Origin of the sequence: Otoolea muris, from assembly GCF_943193115.1 — a bacterium.
Classification (GTDB): Bacteria; Bacillota; Clostridia; order Lachnospirales; family Lachnospiraceae; genus Otoolea; species Otoolea muris.
This window is the reverse complement of the sequence record NZ_CALPCY010000082.1, coordinates 1-15,114: the sequence shown is the minus strand read 5'-3', so window position 1 is coordinate 15,114 and position 15,114 is coordinate 1. Positions and strand designations below refer to the sequence as shown.

The following is a 15,114-nucleotide window of genomic DNA, read 5'->3' as shown; positions in this document are numbered from 1 at the left end:
TTTACCTGTTTATCCGGAGTCAAAGTGGAAATGTCCATAGGTATTCTCCTTTATCTGGATTTAGAGTTTTTGGAGTGACCCCTAAAAACTCTAACCCTGATTTTACAGGAGAACGCCATATATTTCACTACACGTTCTTATTTGACGCTTACGGAGGACTTGCCGATCCCGGAAGAACTGAAAGACTATTTCGACTATGAGGCATACGGCAGGGACATCTCCATCAACGAGGGCGGCCACATGGCCCCAGGCGGCTATGTGGTTCAGACCAGCGGAGACTTTAGGGAATATTATCACGGCCCCCAGGACATCCCCGCCGAGCATAAGGTGTTTTCTTATCCCCAGCTTTCTATCCGGGAGCAGATGGCCGCCTACAAAGAGGTGATTGACGGTTCCTCGAAAGAGGGCTTTCGGCGGCTGACCGAAAAAGGCCGGGAGGAACGCTGACAAGGCACTTCGAGACATTTTGTCCCAAAGCGGAGAAAGGAGGCGGTGTAACTGATTGATGAAGAAATTTCCCGGAGCTCCATAGCGATCTCTGTCCGGGCTGGCAAACTGACGGCCCGGGGGCTGGCCTATGTGCTCCAGGCGGCTGGGGGCCAGATCGCCAAACGGCACCGGGCGGCCCAAAGGCCCCACGGCAGGCAGAGCGTGAAAAAGCTCATGGCCCACGGCGAAAATGTGAACAGCATCGAAGTGGAGGCCCCGAAACTCTTTGACCGCATGGCCCGCCGTTTCAATGTGGACTATGCCTTTTATAAAACCGGGCCGGACAAGTATCTGCTGTTTTTCAAGGCGGGACAGGCGGACGCTGTTACCGCCTGCTTTGAAAGCTATTCCCGGAAACTGCTCACGCAGTCAAAATCCAGCCGCATCCCTATCCGGGAGCAACTGAAACAGGCGGCGGAGCGGCTTGCGGTGGAAAAGCCCCGGGCGAAAGAACGAGTAAAGGAGGCGGCCCGTGAGGACAGATAGCATAAAAAAATATTTGATACCCAACATCCCCTACCTTTTTATCCTGTGGGCCTGTCTGAAAATCGGGACGGCCTACCGGCTGGCGGCGGGTACGGATTTCGCCCACAAATTGATCGGGCTGGGCCAGACCATCGGCCCGGCCTTTGCCGACTTCGCCCCGGGAGTCCATTTTTTTGACTGGCTGATCGGCATTGTGGGGGCGGCGGCGTTCCGTCTGCTGATCTATGTAAAAAGCAAAAACGCTAAAAAATTCCGCCGGGATGAAGAGTATGGATCGGCCCGGTGGGGGACGGAAAAAGACATCAAGCCCTTTGTCGATCCAAAGTTTGAAAACAATGTCATTCTGACTGGGACGGAATTTCTCACTATGAATACCCGGCCCAAGATCCCGGCCAACGCCCGCAACCTAAACTGCTGCGTGATCGGCTCGTCCGGCTCGGGAAAAACCCGGTTCTGGCTCACGCCCCAACTGCTCCAGGCTCATTCCTCTTTCGTGGTGGTCGATCCCAAGGGCGGGGTGCTGTTCCAGGTGGGCTGTTTTCTCCAAAAGAAAAAGGGCTATAAGGTCAAGGTATTCAACAGCATTGATTTTTCAAAATCCATGCACTATAACCGTGCGACTTGTTCGCCGCTGAAAAGGCGGCGCACAGCGCTGTTTTTAACCAGTTCTGTGAACTGATAATTCGAGAGGTGGAATGATAGGGTAACGCCTTGAAACGCCTCCCCTGATACTCCGGCATGCGTCATCACTCTGTGATGAGGTGTGAAGCCCGGTAAAGTCGGCAGAAAGGTGCCGTAACAGATAACGCTGACGAAACCTGTCCAGAGGTGGACAGCGCACCCCATATGCCGGGGGTCTATAAAATACCTAAGGTGAGAATGGCAGCAATGCCTGGCGAAACTCCCGAATGTAAAGGTCTAAAAGTGCCACATACAGAAATGTATGTGTGGGTTCATGCCCAGACAGTGCGGTCTAGTAGGAATGGTTGTTACGAACCACCGTGATGTGTTACAGGCACATGCAAGCTGTCAGGCTTAGAGGGAACACCTAAGGGTATATATGTACAGATAGAATTATCGGAACAAGGAAAGGCAGAGAGTCCTATGGATAATCCGGCGAAGAACAATAAGCGGATGAATCCCTGCTGAAAGGTCGTGGTCGAACTGTCGATGTTGCCTGCGAAAAAGAGGGCGACGGAGGAATGGCCACAAGTCAGGCAGAAAATCAGCAGTACACACTCTCTAATCATGCAGTCGAGTAAGAATAAGAAATTGTCACTCGAATCAATGAAATGGGGTGATGTACATGACACAAAAAGCTAAAAAAAGAAGCAAACTGCGCCATGCGGAATACTACGACATGCAGAACATCTTTGATGAACTGTATGCAAAAAGCAAAGATGGAGAAATATTCAATAATCTCGTAGAAATCATTGCGGCACCAAATAACATCATGCTTGCTTTCAGAAATATTAAAAGTAATGATGGGAGCCATACCGCCGGCACAGATGGGAGAACGATAGAATCCCTGGCAGATATGTCAGAAGAAGATTTCGTCTCTCTTATTCAAAAACAGTTTACAAGGTATGTGCCAAAAACAGTAAGGAGGGTAGAGATTCCCAAACCAAATGGGAAATTTAGACCGTTGGGTATACCGTGTATCATAGACAGGATTGTACAGCAATGTATATTGCAGGTCATGGAGCCAATCTGTGAAGCAAAGTTTTATGAACATTCATACGGCTTCAGACCTTGCAGGAGTGCTGAAAACGCTGTCTCCTACGCTTACGGACTGGCTCAAAGGAATAAGCTCCACTATGTGGTAGACGTGGATATAAAGGGTTTCTTTGACAACGTAAATCATAGAAAGCTGTTACAGCAGATATGGACGCTGGGTATACGGGATACCAAACTGATTCAGATAATCAAAGCAATGCTGAAAGCGCCAATTCAAATGCCAGATGGAGAAATCTTATATCCAGACAGGGGAACCCCTCAGGGCGGCATACTTTCCCCGCTGTTAGCCAACATTGTCCTGAACGAACTGGACTGGTGGATAGCGTCACAGTGGGAGGGTATGGCAGACCATATGAAGTCTCCTTGTAAGGTCACATATTATCCGAATGGGGCAGAGAAAAAGTGCAACAGCTACACGGCGCTCAAAAAGAGCAATCTCAAGGAAATGCGTATAGTCCGGTATGCAGATGATTTTAAAATCTTTTGCAGAAACTGTAAGGACGCTGACAGAGCATACCATGCGGTTAAGGACTGGCTACTAAAGCGGCTCAAACTGGAAATTTCTGATGAAAAATCAAAGGTCACAAATCTCAGGAAAAGAGACAGTGAATTTCTGGGGTTCCGTATGAAGCTGATAAGGAAACGCAGGACATGGGTAATCAGTTCAAATGTCTGTGACAAGGCAATGTCGCATATGCAGAAAGAACTCTCAAAAGCAATTATAGAGATTCAAAACAGCAAGACAGCAAGTAACATAAAGAGCAACATTCACGAATACAACGCCAAAGTCATAGGTATGCAGAACTATTATTGCATTGCTACGAGGATAAATCTGAATTTCAGCCGAATGGCTCATGTGAATAACGGTCGTTTTCTCCATCGGATAGATGGATATAAAAAGCAGGGCGAGCTAAACAACAAATATTTAAAAAACCGGTATGGAAAATCGAAGCAAATGCGCTGGATTGGAGATACACCAGTAGTACCTCTGGCATATGTGCAGTTTAAAATACCAATGCGCAAGAGCAGGAAAATCAATCCATATACTCCGGACGGAAGAATGGAAATCCACAGCAATCTGAAACTGAACGTTGAAGATATGCTCTGGCTCATGCGCCACCCGGTAACAGGAGAAACGGTACAGTTCAATGATAACCGAATCTCTCTATATGCCGGACAGGAAGGTAAATGTGCAATCACCGGGGAACATCTGGAAGTGATTCACTGTATTTGTTACAGAAAATCGAATGAGTGTAAAAATGGCAGAGACAGTTACCGTAATCTGTTGCTTTTATCACCTACTGGATATGAACTTATCTCAACAACAGACAGTATAAAGTTCGCTACACTGACAAAGAAGTATGATTTGAATAAGGCACAAATTACTAAAGTAAACAAACTGCGTGTTGCCGCAGGATTGGCAGAAATGTCAATGCAAATCGTAACAAACTGATTTAGCTAATGTGAAAGAGTGAGTGTGTATCACTGCTGAAACTATGCTTGATGGGGCGCCGGATGCGGTGAAAGTCGAATGTCCGGTGCTAGCCGGGGGAAAAGCCGGAGATAACATCAAAGGCTTACCTATCGGAACCGCTGGCCTATATCAAGAACGAGGCCGACATCCTTAAATTTGTGGATGCCCTCATTTCCAACACCAAGGGCGAGGGCAAGGAGGGCGACCCGTTCTGGACAAAATCGGAAACTTTGCTCTACTGCGCTTTGATCGCCTATATCATTTTCGAGGGCCCCGCCGAGGATCGGAACATGAACACTCTGGTGGATATGATTTCCGGGATGGAGGTCAAAGAGGATGACGAGGAATTTATGAACGCCGTGGACTATATGTTTTCCGGGCTGGAAAAGAGAAAGCCGGATTGTTTCGCTGTCAAGCAGTACAAAAAGTACAAGCTGGCCAGCGGTGATACATGCTCTAAATGACTTCTTAATCACGAGATTTTCTCATGGTTAGTGAAGAACCCATTTAGAGCATATTTCATGTAAGGAGGCAGACGCTATGACGAAAACCAAGATTACCCCGCTGTACGAGAGGCTCTCCCGTGACGATGAACTCCAAGGTGAGAGTAATTCCATCAGCAACCAGAAATCCATGCTGGAAGATTACGCTCGCCGTAACGGTTTTCCCAACCCGACCCATTTCACGGACGATGGAATCTCCGGAACCCGGTTCGACCGCCCCGGATTCATCGCCATGATGGAGGAAGTGGAGGCCGGGAATGTGGAGGCAATCATCATCAAAGACATGAGCCGCCTAGGACGTGATTATCTCAAAGTCGGCCAGGTCATGGAAATCCTGCGGCAGAGAGGCGTCCGTCTGATCGCCATCAATGACGGAGTGGACAGCGCCAACGGAGAGAATGATTTTACCCCGTTCTTGAACATCATGTATGAATTTTACGCCAGAGATACCAGCCGCAAGATTAAATCCGTGTTCAAGGCAAAAGGCATGAGCGGCAAGCACCTGACCGGTACGGTCATTTACGGCTACTTGTGGGACGAAAAACGGGAACACTGGATTGTGGACGAAGAAGCCGCTGATGTGGTGCGCCGGATATTCGCTATGACTTTGGAGGGATATGGCCCTTACCAGATTGCGAATCGGCTGTCACAGGAAAAGATTGAGATACCATCCCTGCACCTGTCCCATTACGGAGAGGGCGTGAATCAATCCAAGACGTTTAAAGACCCTTATGGCTGGGGCTCTTCCACTATCGTCAATATCCTGAAAAAGCGTGAGTATTTAGGCCACACCATCAACTTTAAGACCCGCAAGCATTTCAAGGACAAGAAAAGCCACTACGTTGACGAAAATGAATGGGTAATCTTTGAGGATACCCACGCCGCCATTATCGACCCGGAAACCTTTGAGAATGTGCAGAGAATCCGCTCCAACGTGAAGCGTTACCCGGACGGCTGGGGAGAAGCCGCACCGCTCACCGGCCTGCTCTACTGCGCCGACTGCGGCGGCAAGATGTACGTCCACCGCACCAACAACGGCAAGCGTATCTCACAGTATACCTGCTCCCAATATAGCAAGGTTCCGGTTGGCGTCCTCTGCTCCACGCAGCACCGAATCAACGAAAGCGCCGTCCTGACACTGGTTTCCGATATGCTCCGGGCGATTGCGGAGTATTCCAGAAATGACCGGGCAGAGTTTATCAAAGCGGTTCAGGAAACCCAGGCCGAGCAGCAGGCCAGCGACATCACCAGAAAGAGGAAACGGCTGGCGGCGGCACAGAAACGGGCCGGGGAACTGGAAAAACTGATATGCAAGATTTATGAGGACAATGTGCTGGGCAAGCTGCCGGACACAAGATATGCCGCCCTGGACGCACAATATGCAAAGGAGCAGGAAGCACTTTCCGGCGAGATTGCCGAACTGGAAAAGACAATCGCCGGATATGAGCAGAGCCGGAAATCAGCGGAGAAATTTATCGCCCTTGTTGACAAGTACGAGAATTTTAATAACCTGACTACCACCATGCTGAATGAGTTTGTGGAGAAAATCCTTGTCCATGAGCGTGACCGAAAAGGCAGTGCTGAAACCACGCAGGAGGTTGAGATTTACTTCAATTTTGTCGGGAGGTATATACCGCCCCACTTCGGGGAAGTGAACCTCACGCCGGAGGAACTGGAAGCCCTGCGGAAAAAGGAGGAACGCAAGGACAAGCTACACCAGGCGTATCTCCGGCGCAAAGCCAACGGGACACAAAAACGGTACGAAAATAAAATCAGGGCAAAGAAAAAGGCTGAAATCGAGGCAAAGAAAGCCGCTATCCGTGCCGAGGATATGGAAAAAGGCGTGTTTATCCCGGCCAGCAACCTGCCAAAAAAAGAACCCCAAAAAGCACCAGTACCGGACAGAGCCGCTATGTAGGCGGCTGGCATATCACAGAAAGGACAAGGAGGCATACACATGAATGGACTGACTTATACAAAAGTTGGCGATTACTATATCCCGAATCTGGTATTGAAGGAGCAGCCGGACACGCCAATCGGCAGGTATGGGCGCATGAGGCTCCGTTATCTGAAAGAACACCGGAAAGGGCTGTATACCAGCCTGCTCCTAACGGAAAAGCTCTATCCCCATTTGTTGGAGATTGACGAGGCCGCCAATGAGCGAATGGATATTCTTATGCCACAGTTGATGAAGGCCGCCGGTGTGACCGAGGAACTGAAAGCGGACGACCAGATGAAATGGGTGGGGCTGGCAAATAACTGTAAGGCGCAGGCGGAAGAAATCATTTGCGCAGAATTGATTTATAACTAAAGGCAAGGTATAATAATAAAATATTCCTCATTTTCTTTTCATAAATGAATTTGAGGTTTCACCTTGTCGCACTCTGCAATAAAATTTTTTAGTGTGGAGTAAAAGGAAAGGAGGATTGGGGATTTATGCTTAATCCTATCGTTATTGTTGCGTAAGCAAGGCTATCGCAACGATTAAAAAGTGAATAGGTGTTGCGGATAGACCTTGCAGTTCCTGGTAGACAAATCACATTAGGAGTGCAAAATGGGTTACAAAAAAGCAACACACGTTCTGCCGCATGATTTACTTCTGAAAGTTCAGGAATACATTGATGGAGAATTTTTGTATATCCCCAGAATTTCTGATAACAAAAAAAGCTGGGGAGAAACCACCTCAACACGTCAGGAATTACAAGATAGAAACCAACGTATTTATGATGACTACCTTGCAGGGAAACGAATGGAGTTCCTTGCCGAAAAATATTTTCTATCTTTGAAAAGTATTCAGAGAATTATCGGGCAGTTAAAAAAAGAATATAATTGACAGAAATGGGCTGGTATTATTTCAAAATATATCAGCCCATTTCTTATGTTTATTTATAAAAAGAGTATTAGGTTTGGTTCTGTATTATATGATGATACAATTTATTTGCAAGAAACATAAGGAGGTATGGCTTTTATGAAAAAATGTTGTGACAATCCGCCTTTTAGTTTTTAGATTTAAGAATCAGGAGGAATTACGGAGTGAAAAAAATTATATGGGAAGTACAAAGCCTTTCCTTGTTGCCTGTATTAAAATATTGCAAGAAATGTGGAAGAAAAAATCTGTTTGCTTGTTCACGGCAATTCCGGGTAAATGCCCAGCGCAGATACCTGGATATTTGGTTAATTTACAAATGCTGTGATTGCAATACCACATGGAACGCTACTGTTTATTCCCGTATTTCTCCACAAGCAATAAAGCCGCAGCTATTGGACGGATTTTATAAAAATGATAACAAACTTGTAGAGAAATATGCAATGGATAGCCAGTTTTTACAAGAGAATGGTGTGGAAGTCGGTTTGCCCCAATATTCTGTTATTGGTGATTGCTTTTCTCTGAATGAAACCGTACAACTTGAAATCAAAAGTAAGTATTCTCTTTCTGTTAAGGTATCTTCTATTGTGAGAAACAAATTACTTCTGTCAGAAAAGGAATATCTACAACTGATTACAAGTGGGAAAATAAAGAGTTTTCCCAATCAGGATTTAAAAAAATGTAAATTGAAAGAAGGTGTTACCCTTGTTTTTGATAATGAACTACAAATGAGTAGAATTTGAATTAAGAAAAATCATCTGCCGAATAATGGCGAAAGAAAAAAAGCCGTTATACAGCAGACATATTTGTATGTGCCCATAAGACAGCGGTTTTGAGAAAGGCAAAGCCGCTGTTTCTTTATTTACAAAAAGATTGTTGCCCTAGTATTTCCCAAATTGGCGGCTGGTGAAAGGAGCCGTCATGAATCATAACCTGTTTTTACAAAATCGGCTAAAAAATAAGCGATTAAAAAAATCCATTTCCCACAAAGGGAACTGTCTACACACAAATGCGAAATTTGTCATATTCTAACTGAATACCGTATCTTATGCGTCCGAATGGAATTTAACCATCCGGGCGCTTTTGTTTTCTTGGGAGGCGCACATGCTCCCCACTGCCGTTCCCCGCCTCACTCCGTTCAGGAATCTTTGCAAAAAATCTGAACGGAGGAAAGGAAGATGGAAGTCACCATCAATATAGACGGACAAGCCCTGTCCGTGGAGGTCACAGTCGAAGTATACGAGTATCTGGACAAAGCCGGCCACAAGGAAGAAAACCTTGCCCATGAAAAGCGGAGGCACTGGGACAGCCGGGAGTTTGATGAGTACATAATCCTCACCGAAGGGCGCTCCTGCTACTACCAGACACCGGAACAGTGGGTATGCAGGAAAGAAACCATGCTGGAGATTAAGGCCGCCCTTGCGCTCTGTACCGAGGCGCAGCGCTGCCGGTTCCTGCTCTACGCATTGGACGGTTTGAGTTATGCCGAGATTGCCGGGCTTTGCCGCTGCTCCAAAGCTGCCATACAGGACAGCATTGAGGCGGTACGGAAGAAAATCAAAAAATTTTTCTGATACAGACCCTACGATTGGCCGATTTCGGGCTAAGCAGTGAAGGGAACTTTTTCCCTATCATATTTTCGGGGAGGACAAGCAGGAAACCGCTGCCTGTCCTCTCTGTATTTTAGGAGGTCAGTCATGAAAACAATCAATCTAAGGTACTGTTATCCCTACTACACCGGGGACGTGTTTGTGGAGGTATCGGACGAAGTGGCCGAGGTCATGGTGCAGTCTGTCCGGGAGATGTACAACTATGACCGCCGGGCACGTTACCACAAGGCATTTTACTCCCTGGACGCTTTTGACTGGATGGAGAAGTACGCACTGGAACACAGCCCGTCAGCGGAAGAAATTATCCTGTTGAAAGAGGAACAGGCCGCCCATGAAAAGCTGCTTGCCATGCTGGACGAGGCGCTCTCCATTATCACTCCCATGCAGGCAAGACGTGTTAAGGGCTATTACATCAGGGGATTAGATTTTACTCGGATTGCCAAAGAGGAAGGCGTTGACAAAAGTGTGGTAAACCGTTCCGTACACCGTGGCCTGAAATGTATGCGTGAGTTTTATAGCCGTCAGCAGACGGAATGAGGTGCGGCCTATGCAGACAATCAACCTGAAAAAATATTATTACCCGCTTTTTGCCACAGACACATTGATTGAGGTATCGGACGAGGTGGCCGAGGCTCTGCTGCTTATGCGGAGGGAGGAAAACAACCGCATCCGCAAAATCTGGTATCACAAGGCGTACTATTCCCTTGATTGTGAGGACGGGATTGAAAACTGTGCCTTTGATTTTACCGCCAAATCCCCGGAGGAGATTCTGCTAGAACAGGAGGAAGAACAGCTTTTCCTTGCCACACTGGAACATTTGTCCGAAGCTATGGATAATCTGACGGACATACAGGCAAGGCGTATCCATGCCCGCTACATACTTGGCAAAAAACTGATTGAGATTGCCGCAGAGGAAGGTGTGAGCGTATCCGTGGTACAGCAGACCGTTAAGAGCGGCTTAAAGCGAATGCGGAATTATTTTGAGAAAAAGAAGTGGAGGGAATAAGGAAAATGAACTTTACTAAAAGCGAACTGGAAATGCTCTACCAGTATGCCGCACCAACGAAGGAAGAAACCCTTGCCGGGCTGAAAGAGATTGTGCCGGTTCTGGAACGAAAGGACGATTTACTCTCAAAAGTGATTGTCGAGAATACCATACGGAAACTGGAAAAACTGGCGGAGCCGGAGTGCAGCCGATTTATTGCGGATAACCGGGCCGCCTTTATCGAAAAGCGGGATAATTCTATCCGCCAGAGGCTTGCCGCTGCTAAAGCCAGAAAGGGGGAGCCGGTTCTGCAGGGGCATGACCTGGCAGGCATGGAGAGGTTCCTGCCGGAAACAAGGCACATGGTAACGGTGGATATCCTGAACAGTGACAGCCCAGTGGGATTCCCCGGAGAGCGATACCGTTTTTTCCTTTCTGACGAAGGCTACAAAAGCGCCAGAGCCAGTGAGAAGCGGGGAGAAATCAAAATCAGGAACCATGCCGCTGTCATGGCCGGGAAACTCTACCCGGACAAGAAGCCACCGGCGCAGGAACGGTGAAGGCAACAAAAAAGAGGCTCCGCAAATCCAAATCTGCATTGCCCCTTTAGTCCGTATCTTCGTCTGGTACATACTCCATGATGTCCTCAATACGGCAGTTTAGAATTCGGCACAAGTTATTAAGAATCATGGTTTTGACAACCATGTTTTTCCGCAGCCGATGAAGCTGTGCTTTATCTATGCCGAAATCCTTGATTAGTCTGTACTGGCTTATCTCCCGCTCTTTGAGGGTAGACCAGAGCCGGTCATATTTAATCATGCTGTCAGCTCCCTTCCCTTGTATTTTAACTGTCAGCAAGCCTTAATCATATGGTGCGTGTATGCCCCCCTTTATATGCTAAATTGGAATATAAAAAGCGATTATCAGAGAATACAGACAGCAAAGGGGGAACGGAATCACTTCATGTAAAAACAGTAACAACAAATTTTTTATTACACGAGGCAACCGGAAACGGTTGTCTTTTTTGCCGCCCGAAGGAGGTGATTACAAATGCCAGATATAGACAAGCTGAAAAACCAGCAGGAAAAAGTAAAGACGGAAATCCGCCAGTTGGAGAACCGCCAGAAGATTCTCCTGAACCGGAAAACGGACGCAGAGCGGAAAGCCAGGACACGCCGCCTGATTGAGTATGGGGCAATTTTGGAAAGTATCTTCCCGGCCACTACCGCTATGACCGGCGAGGAAGTCAAGGCGTTTTTATCTGCTATTTCCCGCCTGCCAGAAGTCGTGCGGCTGCTGAAAAATGAATCTGACAGTCAGGATTTACAGCAGCTTTAAAAATCCAACGGCGCACTTATACACCGTTCCGGTGCGTGCGCCCTGCCGGGGGCGTGGCGTCCTCTGGACGCAATGGGGCGCTACACTCCCCAAACCCCTTGTGCGCTCCGCCGGAAAGGACACCCGCCCTGCGTCTGCCCTTTCCAGCGAAGCTGATATATCCCACCCGAAAGGAGGCGAACCACCATAGCCATATTTCATATGCCCGTTCAAATCATCAAGCGCAGTAAGGCCAAGTCTGCCGTGGGCGCTGCCGCTTACCGGAGCGGAACGAAAATGACCAACGAATGGGACGGGCTTACCCATGATTACACCAGAAAGAGGGGAGTTGTCCATTCCGAGATTATCCTGCCACCCCATGCCCCGCCGGAGTACCAAGACCGAAACACCCTCTGGAACAGCGTGGAAATGGTTGAAAAGACCAGTGACGCACAGCTTGCCCGTGAGATAGAGATTTCCCTGCCGGTAGAACTGAACCGGGAGGAACAATTACGGCTTGCCCGCTCTTTTATCAGTGATACCTTTGTTGCCGCCGGTATGTGTGCGGATTTCTCTATCCACGATAAAAAAGACGGCAATCCCCACTTCCATGTCATGCTCACCATCAGGCCGCTAAAAGAGGACGGGCAGTGGGGAGCGAAATGCCGGAAGGTCTACGAACTGGACGAAAGCGGCCAGCGAATCCCCAACGGCAAAGGCGGCTGGAAGAACCACCGGGAGGACACCACTGACTGGAACGACAAGGGAAATGTAGAGAAGTGGAGGGCTGCCTGGGCTACCTACGCCAACAAAGCGTTGGAGGCTGCTGGCAGGCCGGAACGGATTGACCACCGCTCCTACGAGCGTCAGGGCATTGACAAGATACCTTCCATCCATCTGGGAGTTGCTGCCAGCCAGATGGAGCGGAAAGGCATTGACACAGAGAAGGGAAATATCAACCGCCAGATTGCTGCCGACAATAAGCTGCTGAAGGAAATCAAGGCACGGATTACCCGGCTCTACAAATGGACAAAGGAGCAGGCGGGGAAACCGGAAGGAAAAGACAGTATCATGGCGCAGCTTTATGAGGTGCAGCTGTCAGCGGGGAAACCCAGCTCCCGGTATGGGAAGATAAAGAACCTGAAAGAAAGCGCCGCCCTGTTCAATTTCCTGAACGGCAACAACATCACTTCCATGGAGCAACTTTATGAAAAAGTGGCTGCCATGAACAAAGAATATTATGCCCTGCGTGGGAAGATTGTCACCGCCGAGCGGCGTATCAAAGTGCTGGACGAACATCTCTCCATGTGGGAGAAATACGAGAGGAACAAAGGAACCCGCCGCCAGTTCGACAAGATGAAGCCGGGAAAGAAAAAGGAGCAGTTTGAGCAGAAGCACAGTGCGGAACTGGCGTTATATGAGGCCGCCGTCCGGTATCTGGAAAAGCTGAAAGCTACCGGCGAAGAAGTCACCCCGAAAAAATGGCAGGCTGAGGCTGACCGCCTGAAAGCGGAGAAATCGGTACAGTACCAGAAAATGAAATCCATGAGGGAGGACATCAAGGCGGTAGAGAACCTGAAAAAGACAGCGGAGCAGTTGGCCAGGACGGAAAATGAACCAGCCAGAAAGAAGGAGGAACAGGAATTATGACACAGCAGTTTATCACCATGACAATCACCATCACCATAAAGATACCCGTGCCGCCCACGCCGCCAGCGCCTACGGGGGCGAAAGCGCCGGAGCCGGTTTTCCTTTTCAGGGAGGGGCAGCCGCCTTTGTGCCGCTGTAAGGTGAGATATGGGAAACAGGCAGCATGAGAGAATCCCGGCCATGGACTACCGGCAGTACCGCAGGGCGAGGCGGCTGGTGCGTGAGTGCTGCAACTACGACAACGGCCAGTGCATGGTGCTTGATGAAGGGGACGGGTGCGTCTGTGTCCAGAGCGTTTCCTACTCCCTGCTCTGCCGCTGGTTCCGTGCGGCGGTGCTGCCTTTAGACCACCAGCTGGAAACGGCCCTTTACCACCGGCTGGAAAACAGGCGGTGCAGCGAGTGCGGCGCTCTTTTCCTGCCCGGCTCCAACCGGGCGAAATACTGTAGGGAATGTGCCGCCAGGGTGCGCCGGAGGAAGGAGGCAGAACGACAGCGGAAAAGATACCATGATTCTACGCATTTAGGAGCGGAAAAAGCCTTGTAAATCAAGCACTTTCGGAGCGTGTCGGAGGGGAGGCAATACTTTTTATCACCGACACCCCAAAAGCCCCCTTAAAATGCGTACAAGAGCCGAAATAACCCATTCTGAACCAAAGGAGCAACTAAATGACAGAGAACCGACGATTTTATTACCTCAAGCTGAAAGAGAATTTTTATAACAGCGAAACCATGGTCATCCTGGAGAGTATGCAGGACGGCCTTCTATACTCCAATCTCCTGCTCAAGATGTATTTAATGTCGCTGAAAAGCAGCGGCGTACTCCTGCTGAATGACTATCTGCCCCATACCGTGCAGACCATAGCCACCTTTACCCGGCATCAAGTAGGCACGGTGGAGCGGGCTTTGAAGATATTCCAGGAGTTTGGCCTTGTGGAGATACTGACGGACGGGGCTTATTACATGAGCGACATCCAGCTGCTGATCGGCCAGTCGTCCAGCGAGGGGGAGCGGAAGAAAAAGGAGCGCATGAGGCTGAAACGCCAGAACCTGCTCCCGTCCGGGGAAACGGACATTTGTCCGTCCAATGGCCGGGTGGACAAATGTCCGCCTATATTAGAGTATAGAGATAAAGAGATTAGAGATAAGAGTATAGAGAATAGAGAGGGGGATAAGACACACACCTATGGGAGATACCAGAATGTATTTCTATCTTCTGTAGAATTAGCAGAACTCCAAACGGAACTCCCCACCCTCTGGGAACAGTACATTGAGCGGCTGTCCGAGTATATGAAATCCAGCGGAAAAAAATATAAAAACCATGCCGCCACAATCCGGTGTTGGGCGAATGCCGACAAAAAGAAAGAGAAACCGCCTGCCCGGAACCGTGATTACAGCGTAGAAGAAGGAGAAACCATATGATAGAGATTACCGCAGAAGTCCGGGCGGCCATTGACAGAGCCGCCGGGGATATGGAGCTTGCCGGGGACGAATACATAGAACCGGCAGACGGGCTGATTCACTGTAAGAAATGTCGTGGCAGCCGCCAGACCGTTGTGCCGAGGTTCGGAGGCTCCGGCTATTTCATGCCCCGCTGCCTCTGCCCCTGCCAGCAGAAAGCGCAGGAGGAACGGAAAGCCATGGAGGAACAGAGGGAACGCATGAAGCGTGTCAAACGCCGGAAGGCACAGGGGCTTCAGGACAGATACCTTTATGATTACACTTTTGCCAACGATAACGGCCAGAATCCCGTCATGGAGAAGGCACACGCCTATGTGGAACATTGGAAGGAGGCGTACCGGGACAATACCGGCCTTCTGCTCTTTGGTGACGTGGGAACCGGGAAATCCTTTTTTGCAGGCTGTATCGCCAATGCCCTGCTTGACCGTGACGTGCCAGTACTGATGACAAATTTCCCGTCTATCCCGGATTCTCGAAAACGTGACGATGAATTTTCGCCACACTTAGCCGAACCACCTGAATTTTATTGACAAAACC

17 protein-coding genes and 3 pseudogenes are annotated in these 15,114 nt (G+C 48.8%); 19 read left to right on the top strand and 1 reads right to left on the bottom strand.

Going from position 1 to position 15,114, the window contains the following annotated elements:
* Window positions 1-159: 159 nt before the first annotated feature.
* The 13 genes and pseudogenes from NFS31_RS24885 (at window position 160) to NFS31_RS24825 (ending at window position 10,710) form a co-directional block, all read left to right on the top strand.
* Window positions 160-447, top strand: coding sequence for an antirestriction protein ArdA (locus NFS31_RS24885; RefSeq protein ID WP_331482869.1), 288 nt, complete (start codon window positions 160-162; stop codon window positions 445-447).
* 51 nt (window positions 448-498) lie between these two features.
* Entirely contained in the window at window positions 499-975 is a 477-nt protein-coding gene (locus NFS31_RS24880) for a PcfB family protein (RefSeq protein ID WP_160567863.1), read from the top strand.
* Window positions 962-1,588 (top strand): annotated as a pseudogene (locus tag NFS31_RS24875) (type IV secretory system conjugative DNA transfer family protein); the annotation flags it as partial. The gene NFS31_RS24880 and the pseudogene NFS31_RS24875, both read left to right, overlap by 14 nt.
* Before the next feature lie 693 nt (window positions 1,589-2,281).
* On the top strand, window positions 2,282-4,165 hold the full coding sequence (gene ltrA, locus NFS31_RS24870; protein WP_120406852.1) for a group II intron reverse transcriptase/maturase: 1,884 nt from the start codon (window positions 2,282-2,284) through the stop codon (window positions 4,163-4,165).
* 134 nt (window positions 4,166-4,299) lie between these two features.
* Window positions 4,300-4,638 (top strand): annotated as a pseudogene (locus NFS31_RS24865) (VirD4-like conjugal transfer protein, CD1115 family); the annotation flags it as partial.
* Between the two features lie 88 nt (window positions 4,639-4,726).
* Complete coding sequence (locus NFS31_RS24860) at window positions 4,727-6,607, top strand: DUF4368 domain-containing protein (protein WP_251501227.1); 1,881 nt, start codon at window positions 4,727-4,729, stop codon at window positions 6,605-6,607.
* Window positions 6,608-6,646: 39 nt separating this feature from the next.
* Window positions 6,647-7,000, top strand: a complete 354-nt coding sequence (locus NFS31_RS24855; RefSeq protein WP_172540443.1) for a TnpV protein — start codon at window positions 6,647-6,649, stop codon at window positions 6,998-7,000.
* 243 nt (window positions 7,001-7,243) lie between these two features.
* Window positions 7,244-7,522: a CD3324 family protein gene (locus NFS31_RS24850; RefSeq protein ID WP_016289807.1), complete on the top strand. Its 279-nt coding sequence runs from the start codon at window positions 7,244-7,246 to the stop codon at window positions 7,520-7,522.
* Between the two features lie 200 nt (window positions 7,523-7,722).
* Window positions 7,723-8,298 (top strand): DUF1062 domain-containing protein, encoded by a 576-nt coding sequence (locus tag NFS31_RS24845; protein WP_150838675.1) that lies wholly within the window; start codon window positions 7,723-7,725, stop codon window positions 8,296-8,298.
* A 435-nt stretch (window positions 8,299-8,733) separates the two neighbouring features.
* Window positions 8,734-9,129 carry an RNA polymerase sigma factor gene (locus NFS31_RS24840; RefSeq protein ID WP_172548091.1) on the top strand — a complete coding sequence of 132 codons (396 nt, stop codon included), beginning with the start codon at window positions 8,734-8,736 and terminating at the stop codon, window positions 9,127-9,129.
* Window positions 9,130-9,252: 123 nt separating this feature from the next.
* On the top strand, window positions 9,253-9,702 hold the full coding sequence (locus NFS31_RS24835) for a sigma-70 RNA polymerase sigma factor region 4 domain-containing protein (protein WP_150838673.1): 450 nt from the start codon (window positions 9,253-9,255) through the stop codon (window positions 9,700-9,702).
* Between the two features lie 10 nt (window positions 9,703-9,712).
* On the top strand, window positions 9,713-10,171 hold the full coding sequence (locus NFS31_RS24830) for a sigma-70 family RNA polymerase sigma factor (RefSeq protein ID WP_150838672.1): 459 nt from the start codon (window positions 9,713-9,715) through the stop codon (window positions 10,169-10,171).
* A gap of 5 nt (window positions 10,172-10,176) precedes the next feature.
* On the top strand, window positions 10,177-10,710 hold the full coding sequence (locus tag NFS31_RS24825; protein ID WP_150838671.1) for a DUF5720 family protein: 534 nt from the start codon (window positions 10,177-10,179) through the stop codon (window positions 10,708-10,710).
* Between the two features lie 46 nt (window positions 10,711-10,756).
* Here the strand turns inward: NFS31_RS24825 and NFS31_RS24820 are convergent, their stop codons facing one another.
* The gene (locus NFS31_RS24820) at window positions 10,757-10,969 is read right to left on the bottom strand and encodes a helix-turn-helix domain-containing protein (RefSeq protein ID WP_016220459.1); all 213 of its coding nucleotides are present in this window, start codon (window positions 10,967-10,969) and stop codon (window positions 10,757-10,759) included.
* A gap of 231 nt (window positions 10,970-11,200) precedes the next feature.
* Here NFS31_RS24820 and NFS31_RS24815 point away from each other — a divergent pair, with 231 nt between their 5' ends.
* From NFS31_RS24815 to NFS31_RS24790, 6 genes and pseudogenes are all read left to right on the top strand, one after another.
* A complete protein-coding gene (locus NFS31_RS24815; protein WP_016293678.1) occupies window positions 11,201-11,488 on the top strand; it encodes a DUF3847 domain-containing protein in 288 nt (95 codons plus the stop codon).
* 159 nt (window positions 11,489-11,647) lie between these two features.
* On the top strand, window positions 11,648-13,117 hold the full coding sequence (gene mobQ / locus NFS31_RS24810) for a MobQ family relaxase (RefSeq protein WP_331482870.1): 1,470 nt from the start codon (window positions 11,648-11,650) through the stop codon (window positions 13,115-13,117).
* The gene (locus NFS31_RS24805; RefSeq protein WP_016220455.1) at window positions 13,114-13,284 is read left to right on the top strand and encodes a hypothetical protein; all 171 of its coding nucleotides are present in this window, start codon (window positions 13,114-13,116) and stop codon (window positions 13,282-13,284) included. The genes mobQ and NFS31_RS24805 overlap by 4 nt, the downstream gene beginning before the upstream one ends.
* On the top strand, window positions 13,265-13,663 hold the full coding sequence (locus tag NFS31_RS24800; RefSeq protein WP_251501219.1) for a cysteine-rich VLP domain-containing protein: 399 nt from the start codon (window positions 13,265-13,267) through the stop codon (window positions 13,661-13,663). Before NFS31_RS24805 ends, NFS31_RS24800 begins: the two co-directional genes overlap by 20 nt.
* 122 nt (window positions 13,664-13,785) lie before the next feature.
* Window positions 13,786-14,538, top strand: coding sequence for a phage replisome organizer N-terminal domain-containing protein (locus NFS31_RS24795; protein WP_251501216.1), 753 nt, complete (start codon window positions 13,786-13,788; stop codon window positions 14,536-14,538).
* Window positions 14,535-15,041: pseudogene (locus NFS31_RS24790) on the top strand (P-loop NTPase family protein); the annotation flags it as partial. The gene NFS31_RS24795 and the pseudogene NFS31_RS24790, both read left to right, overlap by 4 nt.
* Window positions 15,042-15,114: the final 73 nt, after the last annotated feature.